Genomic DNA, 18,518 nt, shown 5'->3' with positions numbered 1-18,518 from the left:
CGGCGTCAGGCGGCGCTGCGCAGCGCGACCGGCTGGTCGGCATGGCGGTGCACCAGCTCGCCCAGCGTGGCGATGGCGCCTTCGGTGCGCAGCCCCCAGGGGTTGCCGCAGTTGAGGCGCAGATAGTTGCGGAACTTGCCCGTGGCGGAGAACAGCTGACCCGGCATCAAGGCCACGCCGGCGGCCACGGCGTCGCCATGCAGGGCCAGCGCATCGACATGCTCGGGCAGGCCGACCCAGACCACGAAGCCGCCCTGCGGCTCCGACACCGTGCACTGGTGCGGGAAGCTCTCGCAGATCGCGTCCGACATGCGGGCGATGCGCTGCGACAGCGCGCGCCGCATCTTGCGCAGCTGGTTCTCGTAGGCGCTGCCGGTCAGGAAGTCGGCCAGCACGGCCTGGAAGAAATGGCTGGTGGCGCCGCTGGAGATCATCTTCTGCACCACGATATCCTGTGCGTAGCGCCCCGCCACCACATAGCCGACCCGCGAACCGGGGCTGATGGCCTTGGAAAACGACGAGCACAGCATCACATGGCCGCTGGTGTCGTAAGCCTTGACCGGCCACGGCCGCTGCGGCGTGAAGCACAGGTCGCCGTAGACATCGTCCTCGATCAGCGGAATATCGTGCTGCGACAGCAGCTTGGCCAGCCGCTGCTTGTTCGCCTCCGGCATGATGCAGCCCAGCGGATTGTTGGCGTTCGGGATCAGCAGCACGGCCTGCACCAGGCCGGCGTTCATGGCCAGCTCCAGCGCGTCGATCGACGGCCCGGTCTTAGGATGGGTGGGTATCTCCAGCGCCTTCATGCCCAGCGACTCGATCAGTTGCAGCAGCACGAAGTACGTCGCCGATTCGATGGCGATGGTGTCGCCGGCCTTGGCCACGGCGCGCAGGCACAGGCTCAGCGCCTCGGTGCACGAACCGGTGACGACGATCTCGTTCAACTCCAGATGGCCCCAGTCCAGCGCGCGGCGGGCGATCTGGCGGGCGAATTCCGGATAGTTGGTGTCGTAGCAGCTGACCGTGCTCAGCAAGCCCGGATCGCGCCGGGCCACGGCGGCCACGGTTTTCTGCATGCGCTTCATCGGCAGCAGTTCCTGCAGCGGCCAGGCCGAGCCCATCTGCACCAGACCGGGATCCTCGTTGGCCTTCAGCACGCGCATCAGCAGGTTGTTGATGCCGACAAAGGCCGGCTCCTGCAAATGCTCGGTATGCGTCATCACCGCCGACATGCGCGCGCGATGGCGCACGTAGTAGCCCGCCTGCGGCTTGGCGTCGACCAGGCCGCGGTCCTCCATCAGCCGCAGCGCCTGCATCACCGTGCTGACCGACAGCCGCTTCTGCTGCGCCAGGTGGCGGATCGACGGCAGGCGGTCGCCGGGCGCGAACACGCGGCTGGCGATCAGCCCGCCCAGTTCGTTGGCCAGGTGCTCGTACAGGTTCAGTTGATTGGACATAGTGCGATTGTGCCCCGCCCCCGCTACGCCGCGACAGGTACAGCAAGTGAAAATTTCGACCATAACAGTTTAGCCAATACCGCACTGTCACGGTGACAATTTCGATTTGTTGCGTCTGTTATGGTCGGCCGCCGCTGCGTATTCTGGCTGCACGACTCACCACAGCAGGAGGCAGCAATGAAACCGGAATTACTGGCGTTGACACAGGACCAGGCGGAATACCGCCTGACGGCCAACCATCCACTGCGCATCGCCGGCGCGGCGGGCCGCCAGATCGAATGCCTGTCCGGCACCGCCTGGATCACCGCCTACGGGGAGTACACCGATTTCATGCTGCGCCAGGGGCAGCGCTTCGAAGTGCCGAACGACGGCCTGATGCTGATCGACGCGGCCGGCGCCGGCACGGTGCACGTGCGCTTGCCGGCCGATACCAAAGTGCCGCACGGCTGGGCCGCCTTGCAGCGCAAGTTCGCTTCGACGCTGCAGAGTGTAGGATTTCTCCTACGCAACTAATCGTGCGCCACGCTATCCTCGGACTATGTACGATGCGTCAACAGTACAGACCACGAGGAGAGACTTTTGAAAACCACATTCCTGAAAATCGGCGCCGCTGGCGCCGTCATGCTGATGGCAGCCGGCTGCTCGACCATGGGTGGCGCGGCCAAGGACGAAGCACCGCCGCCGGCCAATCCGGCTTTCGCCACCGAGATGGCGAAATTCAATGCCCAGTTCCCGAACGACAAGGCCAGCAAGTACGAGGACGTGTCGATCAACTTCAACAACACGAACAAGCTCGACGAGCGCGGCAACTGCCACGACAAGTCCAAGTATCCGGTGGTGATCGTGCTGACGCTGGACGCCAGCGGCAAAGTCATCCGCAGCACCACCGATGTGGAAAACAGCAAGGCCGAGTGCTTCCGCCAGGCCTACGCCTCGGTGCAGCTGCCGGCGCCGCCGTTCGCGCCCTATCTGAAGCCGATCAAGCTGCGCTGACCGGCCCGGTGCGGGATCAGGCCGCCGCGTCCTGCTCGGCGGCCTCGTCGTTGTCGGCCGGCTTCACCAGCCAGTCCAGCACCACCTCATTGAAGCGCTCGGGCTGGCGCAGCATAGGCCAGTGGTCGGTATCGAAGGCCACCACCTTGCAGCCCTCCTTCGCCGCCAGCTTCTCGGCCCAGCTGTCGGAATGGAACATGAAAGGTTTGCGCACGCCATAGATGAACAGCACCGGCACCTTGGGCACGAAGGGCACCATCGAACGGTAGGAACCGGCCTCGCCGGCCGCCATGATGTAGTAGGGGAAGTTCATCTTGACGCTGATGAATTCCGACGGCGACGGCACTTTGAGCATGCGCGCCATCGAGCGCGTCATCATATTGCCGATCGGCCCGCCGATCGCCCAGGCCAGCGCCAGCGTGCTCTGGTAGCCCTTGACCATCATTTTCTGCGACAGGCTGCGCGAGCTGCGCACCGCCTTCGACTGCGCATCGCCGATGTCGACGCCGATGATGGCCGACACCGCCTGCTTGTTGCGCATATAGTATTCGTAGCCGAACATGCAGCCCCAGTCGTGCAGCATCAGGATCACCTTCTGCTTCTGGTTCACGCTGTTGACGATGTAGGAAATGATGCGGATGGTGGCATCCAGCGAGTAGGCGCGGCGCGGCTTGGTGACGTCGAAGCCCGGCAGCGTGAAGCGCACGCAACGGTAACGATGCTTGAGTTCCTCGACCTGGGCGTCCCACACGCGGTAGGTGTCGGGCCAGCCGTGGATCATGACGATGGTCTCCGTGCCCTCGCCTTCGCTATAGACTTCGATGCCATCGACCTTTGTTACCTGCTGCATTTTCTTCCTCTAAGCCGCCTCGTCAATCCTTCATCTTACATCATCCCCGCGCCCGCAGCACGCGCTCGGCGCCGACGTGGTTGACGGCAAAGCCGTTGCGGCCGGCGGCCTTGACGCCGTACAGCGCCTGGTCGGCGGCGCGCATGATCTCGTCGACCGTGACGGTCGGGCTGGTCGTCAGCGCGATGCCTATGCTGGCCGTCACCGCGCGCTGCGCGCCGCCGCCCAGGAAGGGCTGGTGCATGGCGTCGATGATTTTCCGTCCCAGCACATCGATCTCGGTGTTGGTCGCCAGCTGCTCGAACACGATCACGAACTCGTCGCCGGCCAGCCGGGCCACCGTGTCCGTGGTGCGTACCGCGCCGACCAGCCGGCGCGCAAACTCGACCAGCACCTGGTCGCCGGCCGCATGGCCCAGCGTGTCGTTGATGTCCTTGAAGTGGTCGATGTCGAGGATGGCCAGCCCCACCTGCTGGCCCGCGCGCGCGGCGCGCGCCAGCGCCTTCGGCAGGAAGTCGTCGAACATGCGCCGGTTGTGCAGGCCGGTCAGCACGTCGGTGGTGGCCAGGCGGTGCAGCTCCTGCTCGGCCCGCTCCCGCCGCTGCGACAGCGCATAGAACGCCCGGCTCAGGTGGCCGAACTCGTCGGCCCGGTCGACGTCGAACACGGTGATGTCGGCGCGGCCGGCGCTGATGTCTTCCACATGGCGGTGCAGCCGGCCCAGCGGCAGCAGCAGCTTCTTCGTAATCACCCAGCCGAACAATCCGGCCAGCCCGGTCAGGATGGCCGAGCCGACAAACGCCCGCAGCCGCACGCTGTGCATGGGTGCGAACGCGCTCAGCACCGGATAGGACAGTGCGACGGTCCAGTCCACCTCGCGCAAATGCTTATGCACCAGCAGCACCGGTTCGCCATCGTCGAGGATGCCGTCTTCCCAGCCCTCGGGACTGCGCAGCGCGGCTTCGACGATCGTGCCGGGGCCGTCGTCGCCCTTCTCCAGGATCAGGCTGCGGTTGGGGTGGTGGATGGTGGTGCCGTTGTCGGTGACGATGAACAGATAACCGGCCGAGTTGGAACGCAGCGCATCGAGCTGCGCAGAAAACGAGGGCCGCTGCAAATCGATGGCGCCCAGCAGCACGCCGATGATCTTGCCCTCGCCATCGTGCAGCGGCTGCGTCAGCACGACCACCGGACGGCCGGACAGTATGCTGCGGAACGGCGCCGAGATCACGCCCTCCTTCAGCCTCAGCGTGTCCTGAAAATACTTGCGGTCGGAGATGTTGATGCGCTTGGCGTTGCGGTCGCGCAGGCTTGCCACCAGCGTGCCCGAAGCGTCGAAGGCGGAGACGTTGAAGAACTCTTCGCGCAGCGTCTGGTGCGCTTCCACCAGCTCCTGGATCTCGCCCAGCGTCACCTCGCGTCCCCGCATCTGCTCGGTGAGCGATTTCAGCAGCTGGCGTTTATCCTGGATGTCGCTGTCGATGAAAGCGGCCGCGCTGGTCAGCAGCGACAGCTCCTGGCGGGCGATCACCTGGCGCAGCTCGGATTCGGCGATCAGCAGCGCGATGCCGCCGGCGCCTATGCCAGCCACCAATACCAGCGCGATCACGAGGGAGGTGATTTTAAACTTGAAGCTTAAAAGCATCCCGAAAAAAGGCCGCATACGAACTCCCGGGAGGTTATCCCGTCCGATGTGTTAGCCCTATCTTACGCCGATTTACGATGGCGCCCACCCCGTTGCCGCGAAACAACAGTAGCGGGTGTTTCAGCTCTTGCCGGCGTCCTCGTCCAGCTTGCGCAGGAAGGCCAGCTTGTCGATGACCTTGCTTTCCAGGCCGCGCGGCACGGGCCGGTACCAGCCGGGTTCGCGCATATCGTCGGGGAAGTAGGTTTCGCCGGCCGCGTAGGCATGCGGCTCGTCGTGGGCGTAGCGGTATTCGTGGCCGTAGCCCAGCTCCTTCATCAGCTTGGTCGGCGCATTGCGCAGGTGGACCGGCACTTCGCGCGACTTGTCCTTCTTGACGAAGGCCATCGCCTCGTTGAAAGCGTTGTAGCCCGCATTGCTCTTGGCGGCAATCGCCAGGTAGATCACCGCCTGCCCCAGCGCCAGATCGCCCTCCGGCGAACCGAGGCGCTCGAACGTGGCGGCCGCGTCGTTGGCCAGCTGGATCGCGCGCGGATCGGCCAGGCCGATGTCTTCCCACGCCATGCGCACGATGCGGCGCGACAGGTATTTGGCGTCGGCGCCGCCGTCCAGCATTCGGCACAGCCAGTACAGGGCCGCGTCCGGGTTCGAGCCGCGCACGGATTTGTGCAGCGCCGAGATCTGGTCGTAGAAATTATCGCCGCCCTTGTCGAAGCGGCGCGCGTTCAGGGTCAGCGCATTCTGGATAAACTCGGGCGTGACCTGGTTGGTCTTGGCGGCGTTGGCGGCCGTGCTGGTCTGTTCCAGCAGATTGAGCAGGCGGCGGCCGTCGCCGTCGGCGTAGCCGATCAGCGTATCGATGGCGGCGTCGTCGAACACCAGATGCGTCAACACCTTGGCGCGGGCCTTGTCGACCAGCTGGCGCAGCTCGGCCTCGTCGAAGGACTTCAGCACATAGACCTGCGAACGCGACAGCAAGGCCGAGTTGACTTCGAACGAGGGATTCTCGGTGGTCGCGCCGATCAGCGTCACCAGGCCGGACTCGGCGTATGGCAGCAAGGCATCCTGCTGCGATTTATTGAAGCGGTGGATCTCGTCGACGAACAGGATCGTATGCTTGCCCATGTCCAGGTTGTGCTGGGCCTGCTCCATCGCGGCGCGGATATCCTTCACACCCGAGAACACGGCCGACAGCGCGATGAACTCGCATTCGTAGGCATGGGCGGTCAGCCGCGCCAGCGTGGTCTTGCCCACGCCCGGCGGCCCCCACAGGATCATCGAATGCGGCTGGCCGGACTCGAACGCCAGGCGCAGCGGCTTGCCCGGCCCCAGCAGATGGCGCTGGCCGATGACGTCGTCCAGCGTCTTGGGCCGCAAGGCTTCGGCCAGCGGCTGGCGTGGTTCGGTGGTAAATAAATCAGCCACGATAGGTCAACCCGTAAAAATGGAAAAACGCCGCAGCGTCGCAGCTGCGGCGTTGGCGCCCGGCTCGGCGGACTTTAATTATTGAATACGTCGGCGCCCTTCGGCATGACGAATTTAAAACTCGTCGCAGTCAGCGCAGGATTTTTTTCGATCTTGCGGAACGACAGCACCGAGGTCTGGCCGAACGAGTCCTTCAACTCCATCGCTTCCGGCAAGCCATTGCGCAGGCCGATGGTGATTTGTTCGAAGCTGGTGTCCTTGGCTTTCGGCACGGCCTTCATCCATTCCAGGCCGTCCTTGGTGCCAGCTTCGGTCAGCGTGAAATTCTTTTCCAGATCGTTGCTGCCGAACAGGATGGCGGCCGGCGACGAGCCCAGCGCATCGCCCAGCTTCTTCACCGTGACCTGGTTCAAGTCCTTGTCGAAGATGAACAGCTGGTCGCCGTCGGCTTGCAGCACCTGGTCGTAAGGCTTCACATAAGTCCAGATGAACTTGCCCGGACGGGCGAACACAAAGGTGCCGGTGGCGGTGTTGGAGGCCTTGGGCGCTTCGCCGTTGGTGTTCTTGATCTGCTTCTGGGTGAACTCGCCCTTGGCCGACTTGGTCGAAGCCACGAAGGACTTGAACTGCTCCAGCGCGCTCGCCTGCGCGAACGCCACTGCCAGCAGGCCGGCGCCCAGCACCACGATATTCTTGAAACGCATCATACGGTTTATCCTCTTTTATTCTGCACTGGCAGCCGGCACCAGAATGTCGCGGTTGCCGTTCGACTGCATCGCGGAGACCACTCCGCTATTTTCCATTTGTTCCAGCAGGCGCGCCGCGCGGTTGTAGCCGATGCGCAGATGGCGCTGCACCAGCGAGATCGATGCGCGGCGATTCTTCAACACCACCTGCACCGCCTGGTCGTACATCGGATCGGCCTCGCCGCCCGCCTCGCCCGCCTCACCGGATGCACCGCCGCCCTCGCCCTCCAGCGTACCGCCTTCGAGGATGCCGTCGATGTAGTCCGGCTCGCCGGTGGTCTTCAAGTGCTTGACCACGCGGTGCACCTCGTCATCCGACACGAAGGCGCCGTGCACCCGCACCGGCAAGCCCGTGCCCGGCGGCATGTACAGCATATCGCCCATGCCAAGCAGCGCTTCCGCCCCCATCTGGTCCAGAATCGTGCGCGAGTCGATCTTCGACGACACCTGGAAGGCGATACGGGTCGGAATGTTGGCCTTGATGAGGCCGGTAATCACGTCTACAGATGGGCGCTGTGTCGCCAGAATCAAGTGCAGGCCGGCCGCACGGGCCTTCTGCGCGATACGGGCGATCAGCTCTTCCACCTTTTTGCCGACGACCATCATCAGGTCGGCCAGCTCGTCGATGATGATGACGATGGTCGGCAGTTTTTCCAGCGGCTCCGGCGAATCCGGCGTCAGGCTGAATGGATTCGGGATGTGCTCTTCCTTCTTCTTCGCCTCGGCGATCTTGGCGTTGTAGCCGGCCAGGTTACGCACGCCCAGCTTGGACATCAGCTTGTAGCGGCGCTCCATCTCATTGACCGCCCAGTTCAGCGCGTGGCCAGCCTGGCGCATGTCGGTCACGACCGGCGCCAGCAGGTGCGGTATGCCTTCGTACACCGACATCTCCAGCATCTTCGGATCGATCAGGATCATGCGCACATCGGCAGGATCGGACTTGTACAGCAGCGACAGGATGGTGGCGTTGATGCCCACCGATTTACCCGAACCCGTGGTACCCGCGACCAGCAAGTGCGGCATCTTGGCCAGGTCGGCGACCACGGCCTTGCCGGCGATGTCCTTGCCCAGCGCCACGGTCAGCGGCGATGGATTGTCGTTGTAGACCTTGGAACCGACGATCTCGCTCAAACGCACGATCTGGCGCTTCGGATTCGGCAGTTCCAGCGCCATGTAGTTCTTGCCCGGAATGGTCTCGACCACGCGGATCGAAGTCAGCGACAGCGAACGCGCCAGGTCGCGCGCCAGGCCGACGATCTGGCTGCCCTTGACGCCGGTGGCCGGTTCGATTTCGTAACGCGTAACGACCGGACCCGGATAGGCAGCCACCACCTTGGCTTCGACGCCGAAGTCGGACAGCTTCTTCTCGATCAGGCGGCTGGTGAATTCCAGCGTTTCGATCGACACGGTTTCCTGCACCTCGGCCGCCTCGTCCAGCAGGGACAGGGCCGGCAAGCGGTTGTCGCCGTTCAGATCCTGGAACAGATTGGCCTGGCGCTCCTTCTCCACGCGCTCGGACTTGACCACCGTGACCACCTGCGGCTCGATCTTGACCGGCGGCGCCGCCACCGGATGCTTCTCGACGTGCTTGGCGCGCTCGATGACCACCACTTCCTCGCGCTTGACGGCCGCGACCTCGCCCTGGCGGCGGTCTTCGCGGTACTGGTAGCGCTGGATGAACCAGTCGATCACCGTCTCGATGCCGGCGCCGATGCGCTCGGCCAGCGTCAGCCACGAGACGTGGAAGAACAGGCTCAGGCCCAGGCCGAACATCAGCAACAGCAGCAGCGTGGCGCCGGTAAAGCCGAACGCGACGTGGGCCGAATGGCCGATCAACTGCCCCAGCACGCCGCCCGGCGCGCGCGGCAGCTGCACATGCAGCGTGTACATGCGCAGGTATTCCAGCCCGACGCTGCCGACAAACAGCAGCAGGAAGCCGATGGTGCGGATGATGGGTTCCTGCGCGTGTTCCGGCTCCGGCTCGCGCGACAGCACGTATTTCTGCGTCAGGCTGCGATAGCCGAGCCAGACGATGCGCAGCACGTAGAATGCCCACCACCAGGCGGAAATGCCGAAGATGTACAACAGCAGATCGGACAGCCAGGCGCCAGCCCGCCCGCCCAGATTGTGCACTTTGGGCACCAGCGTGCCATGGGACCAGCCCGGGTCCATCTTGTCGTAGCTGACCAGGATCAGCACGAAATACAGGCCCAGCACGGCGAGCGCCAGCCAGCGCGCCTCCGACAGCAGCCGCACCAGCCGGTTGGGCAAGGGCTGGCGTTCGGTCGGGGTGCGGGTGTAGGCGGAAGAACCGGCGGAAGTAGCTTTCGGCATGCGTTCCTGAACTTTTTTACTGCTCATAGGTATAAAGGTGTTGCAATGTTATCGGTCAGGAAATATCTATATATGGCTATTCTAAGGCATCTGGGCTGCAACTGGCCCGACGATTCATCCTGATGCGCAGCTTGAACTATAATCTTGCATTGCCTGCTAATTCAACATACACAGAAGCCATCCCATGACCACTCCTAAACACGCCCGCGTCTTGATCCTTGGTTCCGGCCCCGCCGGTTACAGCGCCGCCATCTATGCCGCCCGCGCCAATCTGAAGCCGATGCTGGTTACCGGCGTCGAGCAAGGCGGCCAGCTGATGACCACCACCGACGTGGAAAACTGGCCTGCGGACCCGATGGGCGTGCAAGGCCCGGACCTGATGCAACGCTTCCTGCAACACGCGGAACGTTTCAATACCGACATCGTGTTCGACCACATCCACACCGTCAAGCTGCAGGAAAAGCCGATCCGCCTGATCGGCGACAGCCATGAATACACCTGCGACACGCTGATCATCTCGACCGGCGCCTCGGCACAGTACCTGGGCCTGCCGTCGGAACAAGCCTTTATGGGCAAAGGCGTGTCCGCCTGCGCCACCTGCGACGGCTTCTTCTACCGTGGCCAGGAAGTGGCCGTGGTCGGCGGCGGCAACACCGCCGTCGAGGAAGCGCTGTACCTGTCCAACATCGCCACCAAAGTGACGCTGATCCACCGCCGCGACAAGTTCCGCGCCGAAGCCATCCTGATCGACCGCCTGAACGCCAAGGTCGCCGAAGGCAAGATCGTCATCAAGTACAACCACACGCTGCAGGAAGTGCTGGGCGACGACAGCGGTGTCACCGGCATCAAGATCGCATCGACCGACAACGGCGCCGTTACCGACCTGACCGTGCACGGCCTGTTCATCGCCATCGGCCACAAGCCGAACACCGGCATCTTCGAAGGCCAGTTGGAAATGCACAACGGTTACATCAAGACCAAGACCGGCACCGAAGGCATGGCCACCGCGACCAGCGTACCGGGCGTGTTTGCCGCCGGCGACGTGCAGGACCACATCTACCGCCAGGCCATCACCAGCGCCGGCACCGGCTGCATGGCCGCGCTGGACGCCCAGCGCTACCTGGAAGGCCAGGAGTAAATCGTGGGCTTGAAAGACTTCGCCGACCTGAAATCCCTGAGCAAGCAGCTCAAGGAACAGGCTGAAACGCGCGCGGCCGCCGAGGCCGAGCGCGTCAAACAGGAAAAAACCCGGGCCGTGGAAGCGAATATCTTCCAGTCCAGCCTGGGCGGCGTGAAGCGCATGCCGGTGTCGGACCGCTATGTGCCGTCGCTGCCGAAGTCGGCCGCCGCACCCGCGGCGCCGGCCCGCAAGCTGACGCAGGCCGAGGACGACGCGGCTGTGTTGCGCGAGTCGCTGTCCGACCTGTTCGAAGTCGATCACTACCTGGAAGACGATCCGTCGCTGAACTACGCCGCTCCCGGCGTCGGCCCGGATGTGGTGAAAAAGATGCGCAAGGGCCACTGGCCGGTGCAGGATGAGCTGGACCTGCACGGCCTGCGCCGCGACGATGCGCGCGACGCCATCGGCGATTTCCTGCGCAAGTCGGCCATGCGCAACCATCGCTGCGTGTGTGTGATCCACGGCCGCGGCTTCGGCTCCAAGGGCCAGGAGCCGGTGCTCCGCTCCATGGTGCACAGCTGGCTGGTGCAGAAGGAAGAAGTCGTGGCCTTCTGCCAGGCGCGTTCGTCCGAAGGCGGCGAAGGTGCGCTGATCGTGTTGCTGCGCGCCGCGCTCAAGCCTGTCCGCTAACGTTCCAATTAAGAAACAATATTACACGTAGTCTGTTTGTCATGTTAACCTACGAACATTGCAACCTTGTTCGTAGCCTACATGAAGCACGTCCCTGTTCCGCACGTTTCCCTGATCACTGTCATCGAGATTGTCGCGATTCTGGTGGGCGCGTTTTCCGGCTTCGTTGAGGCGCGCCGCAAACGCATGGACGTGGTTGGCGTGTTCACGGTGGCCTTCATCACCGCGTTCGGCGGCGGTACGCTGCGCGACATCCTGCTCGACCGACGGCCGCTGTTCTGGGTGCTGCACCAGGAATACGCGATCCTGATCTTCATCCTGGCGCTGGTCGCCGCCCCGCTGATGCGCACCCTGCGCCAGATCCTTTCCGAACGTCTGATCGTGGTGGCCGACGCCATCGGCCTCGGCTTGTTCGCCGTGGCCGGCGTATCGCAGGCGCAGGCGGCGCATATGCCGCTGTTCATCGCGTCGATGATGGGCGTCATCACCGGCATCTTCGGCGGCGTGCTGCGCGACATCGTCTGCAACGAAGTGCCGATGGTTTTCCGCGACGGCAAACCCTACGCCATCTGCGCCTTCTTCGGCTGCTGGATGTACATCGGCCTGCAGTACACCGATGTCTCCGACGACTTCGCGCTGTGGGCCAGCGCCGCCACCATCACCGTGCTGCGGCTGGTCACATGGAAGTTCGAGCTGCACGTCCACTATCACAAGAACTGATGGCGCCCCAACCCAAACGCATCGCCTTGGCGGCCGCGCTTCTGAGCGCCGCACTTGCCACCGCCGCACCTATCGCGATCGAAGTACGGGGCAGCCAGTTGCTCGGCCCCGACCAGCAGGACGTGGGCGAAGCCGACTGGCTCGCCCGCCTGAACAACTGGAAACGCGATCCCAACGGCCAGCATGCCGCATGGCTGGAAGCGATGCGTACCTGGCGCAGCGCCCAGCTGGCCAAGATCGACTACGACGACGCGCAATACCGCCGCCCTGAACTGCGCTGGACCCAGCGCAATTTCGTGCAGCCGCAGGCGATGGTCGAGGACCGCTATCTGTACGACCCGGTTGCCGGCCGCTACACCGTCGAGCGCTACCTGAACGACCTCGAACGGCGCTATGGCGGCATCGACAGCGTGCTGCTGTGGCCGGTCTATCCCAACATCGGCATCGACAACCGCAACCAATGGGACATGGTGCGCGACCTGCCCGGCGGCATACCCGGCGTGCGCCAGCTCATCAAGGATTTCCATGCGCGCGGCGTCAAGGTCTTCTTCCCGACCATGCCGTGGGATACCGGCTCGCGCGATGTCGGCGCCAGCATGCACCAGGCCACCGCCGCGCTGATGGCCGAGATCGGCGCGGACGGCATCAACGGCGACACGATGGATGGCCTGCCCATCGAATACCGCACCGCCTCCGACGCCACCGGCCACCCGGTCGCACTGGAGCCCGAGCTGGCGTTCAAGAGCGACGCCATGCTGGCCTACAACCAGCAGAGCTGGGGTTACTGGCCGACTTCGCTGGTGCCACTGGTCAGCAAATGGAAGTGGCTGGAACCGCGCCACATGGTGCACGTATGCGACCGCTGGGCGACCGACCGCACCAACATCCTGCAGGATGCCTTCTTCAACGGCGTCGGCATCGAGAGCTGGGAAAATGTCTGGGGCTGGTGGAACCAGTTCACGCCACGCGATGGCGAGGCGATGCGCCGCATCTCCAGCATCTACCGCGCTTTCCCCGAATACCTCGTCAGCGCCGACTGGCGGCCGCATGTGCCGACGCTGCATTACGGCGTCTACGCCAGCGAGTTTCCGCTGGCCGGAAAGACGCTGTGGACCCTCATCAATCGCACCGACTGGAGCGTGAGCGAGAGCATCATGCGGGTGCCGCATCAGCCTGGGCAGCGCTACTTCGATGTCTGGAACGGCAAGGAACTCACTGCGCTGATCCGCGACGGCTACGCCGAGCTGAGCATGCCGTTGGAGCCGCACGGCTACGGCGCCGTGCTGCGCCTCGACCGCGATACGCCAGTTGCCGGGTTGGACAGCATCATGAAGCGACTGGCGCAGCAAGCGGCCAAACCGCTGCGCGCCTATTCGAACGAATGGGCGCCGCTGCCGCAGAAGATGACGCCGATCGAAGCGACCGCGCCTGCCCGCAATGCGCCGGCCGGCATGGTCAAGATACCCGGCGCCACGTTCGACTTCCAGGTACGCGGCATTGAAATCGAGGGCGAGAACAAGCCGGGGCTGGATGTGCAGTATCCGTGGGAATCCTCCGCCAGACGCGGGCACTTGCATCGGATCGCGATCAAACCGTTTTACATCGACAAGCATCCGGTCACCAATGCGCAGTTCAAGCAGTTCATCGCCGCCAGCGCCTACCGCCCGAAGGACGACCATAACTTCCTGAAGCACTGGGAGCATGGCAGCCCCAAGGCCGGCGATGAAGATCGTCCTGTCACCTGGGTATCGCTGGAGGACGCCCGCGCCTATCTGCGCTGGGCCGGCAAGCGCCTGCCGAATGAATGGGAATGGCAGTACGCGGCGCAAGGCAACGATGGCCGGCTCTACCCCTGGGGTAACGAGTGGGATGCCGCCATGGTCCCGACGCCAGCCAAGAGCCGCGACCTGCCGCCGCCCGAGCGCGTCGGCCAGCATCCGCAAGCCGCCAGTCCGTTCGGCGTTGAAGACATGGTCGGCCATATCTGGCAGTGGACCAACGAGTTCGCCGACGAACACACCCGCACAGCGATCCTGCGCGGCGGCAGCTACTACCAGCCGCAAGACTCGTACTGGTACTTCCCGCAAGCCTACAAGCTCAATGAACACGGCAAGTACCTGCTGATGGCGCCCTCCAAGGACCGCTCCGGCGGCCTGGGGTTCCGAGGCGTCAAGGATGCGCTTTAATTCAAACCAATTTAAAAGGACAAACACCGCATGAGCAACATCAGCATCCGCCAGGCCGCGCTTTCCGACATCGAAGCGTTATCGGTTTTGTTTGACGGCTACCGCCAGTTCTACGGCCGCGACAGCGATGTAGCAGCGGCGAGGAAGTTTCTGGTGGACCGATTCAACCACGGCGAATCGGTATTGTTCATCGCCCACGACGGCGCGGAGCCGGTCGGCTTTACCCAGCTGTATCCGAGTTTCTCCAGCGTCTCGCTCGGCCGGATTTACGTGCTGAACGACTTGTTCGTCAACGAATTGGGGCGCCGCAAAGGCGTCGGCGCCGGGCTGCTGTCGGCGGCGGTAGATTTTGCAAAAGAAGTCGGCGCCATCCGCCTGGCGCTCTCCACAGCCAACGACAACGCCACGGCGCAAGCGCTGTACGAGTCCAAAGGCTGGGAGCGTGACGACGACTTTTTCTACATCTACCCTATTCGCTAACGCTGCCCGCTGGCGGCACGCCGTAGCGGTCCGCTTGCACCTTGCCGCTGACGCCATGCGTACGCACGTCGGCGGTGATCGGCAGCATGTCCTGGTTCCACTGTTCCCATTGCGACTTCAGCTTCGCGAACACTTCAGGATGGCGCTTGGCCAGGTTGGCGCGCTCGCGCTGGTCCTTGACCACGTCGAACAGAAACTCGTTGCCGCCGATTTTCAGATACTTCCAATTGCCCGAGCGGATAGCGCGCTGCGCGTTGGACTTGTAGCGCCATAACAGCGTGCGCTCCTGCGGCGCGGCCTGGCCCAGCAATTGTGGCAGCAGGTTGCGGCCGTCCGTCGGATACGCGGGATCGGGCGCACCGCCTGCCGCCGCCAGCAAGGTCGGCAGCCAGTCCATGCTGATCGCCACCTGCTCCGACACCTGCCCCGCCGCGATCTTGGCCGGCCAGCGCACGATGGCCGGCACGCGAATGCCGCCCTCCAGCAACTCGGTCTTCTGCCCCGTCAGCGGCCAGGTCTTCGAGAAGCGCTCACCGCCGTTGTCGCTGGTGAAGATGACGATGGTGTTCTCCGCCAGCCCCTTGTCCTCCAGCGCCTTCAGCACGCGGCCTATCGACGCGTCCAGCGATTCGACCATGCGGCCATACGTGGCCAGGTCGCCGCCATCGTAATGGAAGATGTTGTCGATATCGCGAGAGATAGCCTCGTCGCCCGGACCTTCCCACGGCCAGTGCGGCGCCGTGTAATGCAGCGACAGCAGGAAGGGTTTGCCGGCCTGCTGCTTCTGCACGAAGTCCACCGCGCGCGCGCCCAGCAGATCGGTGTAGTAGCCGATCTGATGCACCGGCACTTCGCCCTCGTACAAATCCTCCTTCACCTGCGGGCCCACGCCCGGCTTGTGCGTGAAGTAGTCGATAGCGCCGCCGTAGTTGCCGAAGAAGCTGTCGTAGCCGCTCTTCAGCGGGCCGAAGGTCGGCAGATATCCCAGGTGCCACTTGCCGATCAGCGCCGTGCCGTAGCCCTGCTTCTTCAGCAGCGACGGCAGCGTCGGATGCGTGCGCGGCAGGCCCAGCGTGTCGGAGGCGCCGGCAATCGGCTCCTCCAGCCCGCCGCGCAGGCGGTACTGATAGCGGCCGGTGATCAGCGCGAAGCGCGTGGCCGAGCATACGGCCGAGTTGGCGTAAGCCTGCGTGAAGCGGATGCCCTGCCCCGCCAGCTTGTCCAGGTTGGGCGTGCGGAAATCGGTCTGGCCGTAGACGCCCAGGTCGGCGTGGCCCAGGTCATCGGCCAGGATGAAGATGATGTTGGGCTGGTCCTTGCCGGCGGCCAGGCCGTTCGGCAGGTAGCCGGCCAGCGCCAGCGCAGGCAGGGATTTCAGGACGCGGCGGCGGTTGTTATTCGTCATTCATGGTCTCCAATCAAAAGTCTGCGCGGGCGGTCACGCCAACCTGGCGAGGCGTTCCGATCACGGCGTTATAAGCACTCGGGCTGGTGTTCCAGGTGCTGGTGTAGTAAGTCTTGTCGAACACGTTCTTGGCCCAGACCGAAATATCCCAACGGGCCTGGCCGTTTTTCACTTTCACGCCGGCCGACAGATTGGTCAGGCTGTAGGCGGGAATGCGCGAGTACTCGGAAGCGTCTAGCGTACCGTAAGTACCGCTGCGGTAGGCATAATTCACGTTGGCGTAGCCTTCCACGTTGGCCTCCAGCGTGCGCGCATACTGCGCGCTGAGATTGCCGATCCAGCGCGGCGCATTGACCAGCGCGGCGCGGCCGGACAGGTCGCACGAAGCACCGGGACGCTCGCTCGGGCACGGCGCGTTCTTGTACTCCTTGTACTTGACGTCGTTGAACGAACCGTTGGCGCCCAGCGTGAAGCCGCGCACCACGACGAAGCTGGTGTCCAGCTCCAGGCCGCGGCTGCGCACATTGCCGGCGTTGGTCAGGTAGGACGTGGCGCTGACCGGATCGTAGGCATTGCTCTGATAGCCCTTGACCTCGTTCCAGAACAGGCTGGAATTGACTTGTGCGCGGCGCTCCAGCAGATTGCTCTTGATGCCCAGCTCCAGGTTGTTGGCCTTCTCGTTGTTGACCTTGAGCGAAGCGACGCCCGCCGCGCCCGGCACCGACAGATTGATGCCGCCCGATTTCTCGCCGTGCGAGATGCTGCCGAAGGCCAACACATCGGTATCGACCTTGTAGGCCAGCGTCACCAGCGCCGACGGGCTGAGGTTGTTCAGGTGAACGTCGCCCGAGTTGTAGACGCCGTAGCGGGCGGTGCGCGAGGCCAGCGCCGGGCCGCTGACGATTGCGCCGCCGATCGGCGCGTCGCGCGTCACTTGCGCGATCTTGTCTTCATAGGTAGCGCGCAGGCCGCCGGTCAAGTCCCACTTCGGATCGATGTGCCAGATCGACTGGCCGAACAGGGCGTAGCTGTTGACGCGCAGGTGGCCGTTGCCGATGCTGGTCACATTGCTCCAGGCGCCGGCCGGCGTGGCGTTGAACTTGTCGGCCAGCGGGCCGTTGTAGGTGAAGCTGACGTTGTCCAGGTTCTGATAGTAGTAGTACGCGCCCAGCACCGATTCCACCGGCTGGCCCAGCGGCGTCGCCAGGCGCACTTCCTGCGTGAACTGGCGGTGCCGCGCCGAGGCGCCCACGTTCAGCGTGATCGGCACGTCGAGGCCGTCGTCGTTGTGCGGCGTGAAGTTCCAGAAGCGGTAGGCGCTGATGGAGGTGAATTTGTAGTCGTTGTCCAGCTTCCAGTTGACCTCGCCGGAGACGCCGCCCTGATGCACGTCCACATGCGAGCCGCTGTCCAGATTCACTGCGCGCTTGGTCGGATCGGTGATCGGGTGGCCGCCGACGGCGGCGGCCTGCGTCAGGAACTTGCCACTCGGGCCGGCGCTGTAGAAGATCAGCGTGCCGTTGTTGGAGTCCTCGACGTTGTAGTCGGCGATCAGGCGCGCGCTCACTTTGTTGTTCGGCTCCAGCAGCAACTGGGCGCGCACGCCTTCGCGGTCGCCGCCCTGCACCTTGCTGTTGTTGTAGACGTTGGTGATGTAGCCGCCTTCGTGCGTCTTGTAGGCGGAGATGCGGCCGGCCGCCGTGTCCGAGAACGCGCCCGAGATCACGGCCTTGGCCTGCACATAATCCTGCTGGCCGAGCGACAGCTGGGCGCTGTTCTCGGTGCGGAAGGTGGGCTGCTTGGTGGTGATGTTGAGCACGCCGGCGGTGGTGTTCTTGCCGAACAGCGTGCCTTGCGGGCCGCGCAGCAGTTCCAGTTGCTGAATGTCCAGCGCATCGAAGGCGGCCATGCCGGGACGGGCCAGGTAGACGTTGTCCAGATAGACGCCGACGCTGCCTTCCAGCCCGTCGCTGGCCGGGTTGTTGCCGAGGCCGCGCACGGCAAAGCTCATCTGGCGGGCATGGACGTAGTTGACGGTGGTGCTGGGCAGCAGTTGCTGCAAATCCTGCACGCGGTAGACGCGGTTGCCTTCCAGCGCGCTGCTGTCGAGTACGCTCATCGAGGTCGGCACGCTCTGCGAAGTCTCGTTGCGGCGGCGCGTGGAAACAGTGACGCGGGCCACTACTTCCAGCGATGCATCGGCTGCTGCGGCGGTGGTCGCTGCCGGATCGGCGGCACCCTCTGCGGCAGCCGTTTCAGCGGCGGCGCCGGAGACGGCCGATACACCCAGCGCCGCAGCGCTCTGCGCCTGCGCCGGAGCGGCGGCGACCAGCAGGAGTCCGTATGCCGCTGCGACGGCGGCGGCCAGTTTATTCTGTTGCATAGCATTCTTCCATTCAAATAAGCGGGCGTGAACCGCCCCGCGCGCCGGCATGAAGGCCGGCGCGTTCTGTTGTTGTAGGTATGT

The 18,518-nt window shown here is 64.1% G+C and carries 15 protein-coding genes; 7 read left to right on the top strand and 8 right to left on the bottom strand.

Going from position 1 to position 18,518, the window contains the following annotated elements; translation table 11 throughout:
- Positions 1-5: 5 nt before the first annotated feature.
- On the bottom strand, positions 6-1,457 hold the full coding sequence (locus GEV02_RS11660) for an aminotransferase-like domain-containing protein (protein WP_152838159.1): 1,452 nt from the start codon (positions 1,455-1,457) through the stop codon (positions 6-8).
- A gap of 177 nt (positions 1,458-1,634) precedes the next feature.
- On the opposite strand from GEV02_RS11660, the gene GEV02_RS11655 reads away from it, so the two are divergent.
- Together GEV02_RS11655 and GEV02_RS11650 are read left to right on the top strand one after the other, a co-directional pair.
- On the top strand, positions 1,635-1,970 hold the full coding sequence (locus GEV02_RS11655; protein ID WP_152838158.1) for a DUF2917 domain-containing protein: 336 nt from the start codon (positions 1,635-1,637) through the stop codon (positions 1,968-1,970).
- A gap of 66 nt (positions 1,971-2,036) precedes the next feature.
- Positions 2,037-2,450: a hypothetical protein gene (locus GEV02_RS11650; protein ID WP_152838157.1), complete on the top strand. Its 414-nt coding sequence runs from the start codon at positions 2,037-2,039 to the stop codon at positions 2,448-2,450.
- Between the two features lie 16 nt (positions 2,451-2,466).
- On the opposite strand, the gene GEV02_RS11645 is transcribed toward GEV02_RS11650, so the two are convergent.
- The 5 genes from GEV02_RS11645 to GEV02_RS11625 all read right to left on the bottom strand — a co-directional run bounded on the left by GEV02_RS11645 (position 2,467) and on the right by GEV02_RS11625 (position 9,450).
- On the bottom strand, positions 2,467-3,300 hold the full coding sequence (locus tag GEV02_RS11645; protein ID WP_152838156.1) for an alpha/beta fold hydrolase: 834 nt from the start codon (positions 3,298-3,300) through the stop codon (positions 2,467-2,469).
- 40 nt (positions 3,301-3,340) lie between these two features.
- Positions 3,341-4,963 carry a diguanylate cyclase domain-containing protein gene (locus GEV02_RS11640; RefSeq protein ID WP_152838155.1) on the bottom strand — a complete coding sequence of 541 codons (1,623 nt, stop codon included), beginning with the start codon at positions 4,961-4,963 and terminating at the stop codon, positions 3,341-3,343.
- Between the two features lie 102 nt (positions 4,964-5,065).
- Positions 5,066-6,370, bottom strand: a complete 1,305-nt coding sequence (locus GEV02_RS11635) for a replication-associated recombination protein A (protein ID WP_328595791.1) — start codon at positions 6,368-6,370, stop codon at positions 5,066-5,068.
- 74 nt (positions 6,371-6,444) lie between these two features.
- On the bottom strand, positions 6,445-7,077 hold the full coding sequence (gene lolA / locus GEV02_RS11630; RefSeq protein ID WP_152807434.1) for an outer membrane lipoprotein chaperone LolA: 633 nt from the start codon (positions 7,075-7,077) through the stop codon (positions 6,445-6,447).
- A 15-nt stretch (positions 7,078-7,092) separates the two neighbouring features.
- Positions 7,093-9,450: a DNA translocase FtsK gene (locus GEV02_RS11625; RefSeq protein ID WP_152838154.1), complete on the bottom strand. Its 2,358-nt coding sequence runs from the start codon at positions 9,448-9,450 to the stop codon at positions 7,093-7,095.
- Between the two features lie 184 nt (positions 9,451-9,634).
- Between GEV02_RS11625 and trxB the strand changes: the two genes are divergently transcribed.
- The 5 genes from trxB to GEV02_RS11600 all read left to right on the top strand — a co-directional run bounded on the left by trxB (position 9,635) and on the right by GEV02_RS11600 (position 14,646).
- Entirely contained in the window at positions 9,635-10,588 is a 954-nt protein-coding gene (gene trxB, locus GEV02_RS11620; RefSeq protein WP_152838153.1) for a thioredoxin-disulfide reductase, read from the top strand.
- 3 nt (positions 10,589-10,591) lie between these two features.
- Positions 10,592-11,260 (top strand): Smr/MutS family protein, encoded by a 669-nt coding sequence (locus tag GEV02_RS11615; RefSeq protein ID WP_328595790.1) that lies wholly within the window; start codon positions 10,592-10,594, stop codon positions 11,258-11,260.
- Between the two features lie 81 nt (positions 11,261-11,341).
- Positions 11,342-11,980 carry a trimeric intracellular cation channel family protein gene (locus tag GEV02_RS11610; protein ID WP_008447024.1) on the top strand — a complete coding sequence of 213 codons (639 nt, stop codon included), beginning with the start codon at positions 11,342-11,344 and terminating at the stop codon, positions 11,978-11,980.
- Positions 11,980-14,166 carry a formylglycine-generating enzyme family protein gene (locus GEV02_RS11605; protein ID WP_152838152.1) on the top strand — a complete coding sequence of 729 codons (2,187 nt, stop codon included), beginning with the start codon at positions 11,980-11,982 and terminating at the stop codon, positions 14,164-14,166. Before GEV02_RS11610 ends, GEV02_RS11605 begins: the two co-directional genes overlap by 1 nt.
- Positions 14,167-14,196: 30 nt before the next feature.
- Positions 14,197-14,646 (top strand): GNAT family N-acetyltransferase, encoded by a 450-nt coding sequence (locus tag GEV02_RS11600; protein WP_152838151.1) that lies wholly within the window; start codon positions 14,197-14,199, stop codon positions 14,644-14,646.
- On the opposite strand, the gene GEV02_RS11595 is transcribed toward GEV02_RS11600, so the two are convergent.
- Together GEV02_RS11595 and GEV02_RS11590 are read right to left on the bottom strand one after the other, a co-directional pair.
- Positions 14,636-16,051, bottom strand: a complete 1,416-nt coding sequence (locus GEV02_RS11595; protein WP_235922746.1) for a sulfatase family protein — start codon at positions 16,049-16,051, stop codon at positions 14,636-14,638. The two genes, GEV02_RS11600 and GEV02_RS11595, sit on opposite strands and share 11 nt — an antisense overlap.
- Positions 16,052-16,064: 13 nt before the next feature.
- The gene (locus tag GEV02_RS11590) at positions 16,065-18,434 is read right to left on the bottom strand and encodes a TonB-dependent receptor (RefSeq protein WP_152838150.1); all 2,370 of its coding nucleotides are present in this window, start codon (positions 18,432-18,434) and stop codon (positions 16,065-16,067) included.
- Positions 18,435-18,518 lie beyond the last annotated feature (84 nt).

The sequence above is a fragment of the Rugamonas aquatica genome, from assembly GCF_009380215.1.
GTDB classification, from domain to species: Bacteria; Pseudomonadota; Gammaproteobacteria; order Burkholderiales; family Burkholderiaceae_D; genus Rugamonas; species Rugamonas aquatica_B.
This window is presented reverse-complemented; position numbering and strand designations above follow the sequence as displayed.

Excerpts from the sequence above, each read along its gene's own strand:
- GEV02_RS11660 (WP_152838159.1), bottom strand. The coding sequence starts at position 1,457 with ATGTCCAATCAACTGAACCTGTACGAGCACCTGGCCAACGAACTGGGC.
- GEV02_RS11655 (WP_152838158.1), top strand. The coding sequence starts at position 1,635 with ATGAAACCGGAATTACTGGCGTTGACACAGGACCAGGCGGAATACCGC.
- GEV02_RS11645 (WP_152838156.1), bottom strand. The coding sequence starts at position 3,300 with ATGCAGCAGGTAACAAAGGTCGATGGCATCGAAGTCTATAGCGAAGGC.
- GEV02_RS11640 (WP_152838155.1), bottom strand. The coding sequence starts at position 4,963 with ATGCGGCCTTTTTTCGGGATGCTTTTAAGCTTCAAGTTTAAAATCACC.
- lolA (WP_152807434.1), bottom strand. The coding sequence starts at position 7,077 with ATGATGCGTTTCAAGAATATCGTGGTGCTGGGCGCCGGCCTGCTGGCA.
- GEV02_RS11625 (WP_152838154.1), bottom strand. The coding sequence starts at position 9,450 with ATGCCGAAAGCTACTTCCGCCGGTTCTTCCGCCTACACCCGCACCCCG.
- trxB (WP_152838153.1), top strand. The coding sequence starts at position 9,635 with ATGACCACTCCTAAACACGCCCGCGTCTTGATCCTTGGTTCCGGCCCC.
- GEV02_RS11610 (WP_008447024.1), top strand. The coding sequence starts at position 11,342 with ATGAAGCACGTCCCTGTTCCGCACGTTTCCCTGATCACTGTCATCGAG.
- GEV02_RS11605 (WP_152838152.1), top strand. The coding sequence starts at position 11,980 with ATGGCGCCCCAACCCAAACGCATCGCCTTGGCGGCCGCGCTTCTGAGC.
- GEV02_RS11600 (WP_152838151.1), top strand. The coding sequence starts at position 14,197 with ATGAGCAACATCAGCATCCGCCAGGCCGCGCTTTCCGACATCGAAGCG.
- GEV02_RS11595 (WP_235922746.1), bottom strand. The coding sequence starts at position 16,051 with ATGACGAATAACAACCGCCGCCGCGTCCTGAAATCCCTGCCTGCGCTG.
- GEV02_RS11590 (WP_152838150.1), bottom strand. The coding sequence starts at position 18,434 with ATGCAACAGAATAAACTGGCCGCCGCCGTCGCAGCGGCATACGGACTC.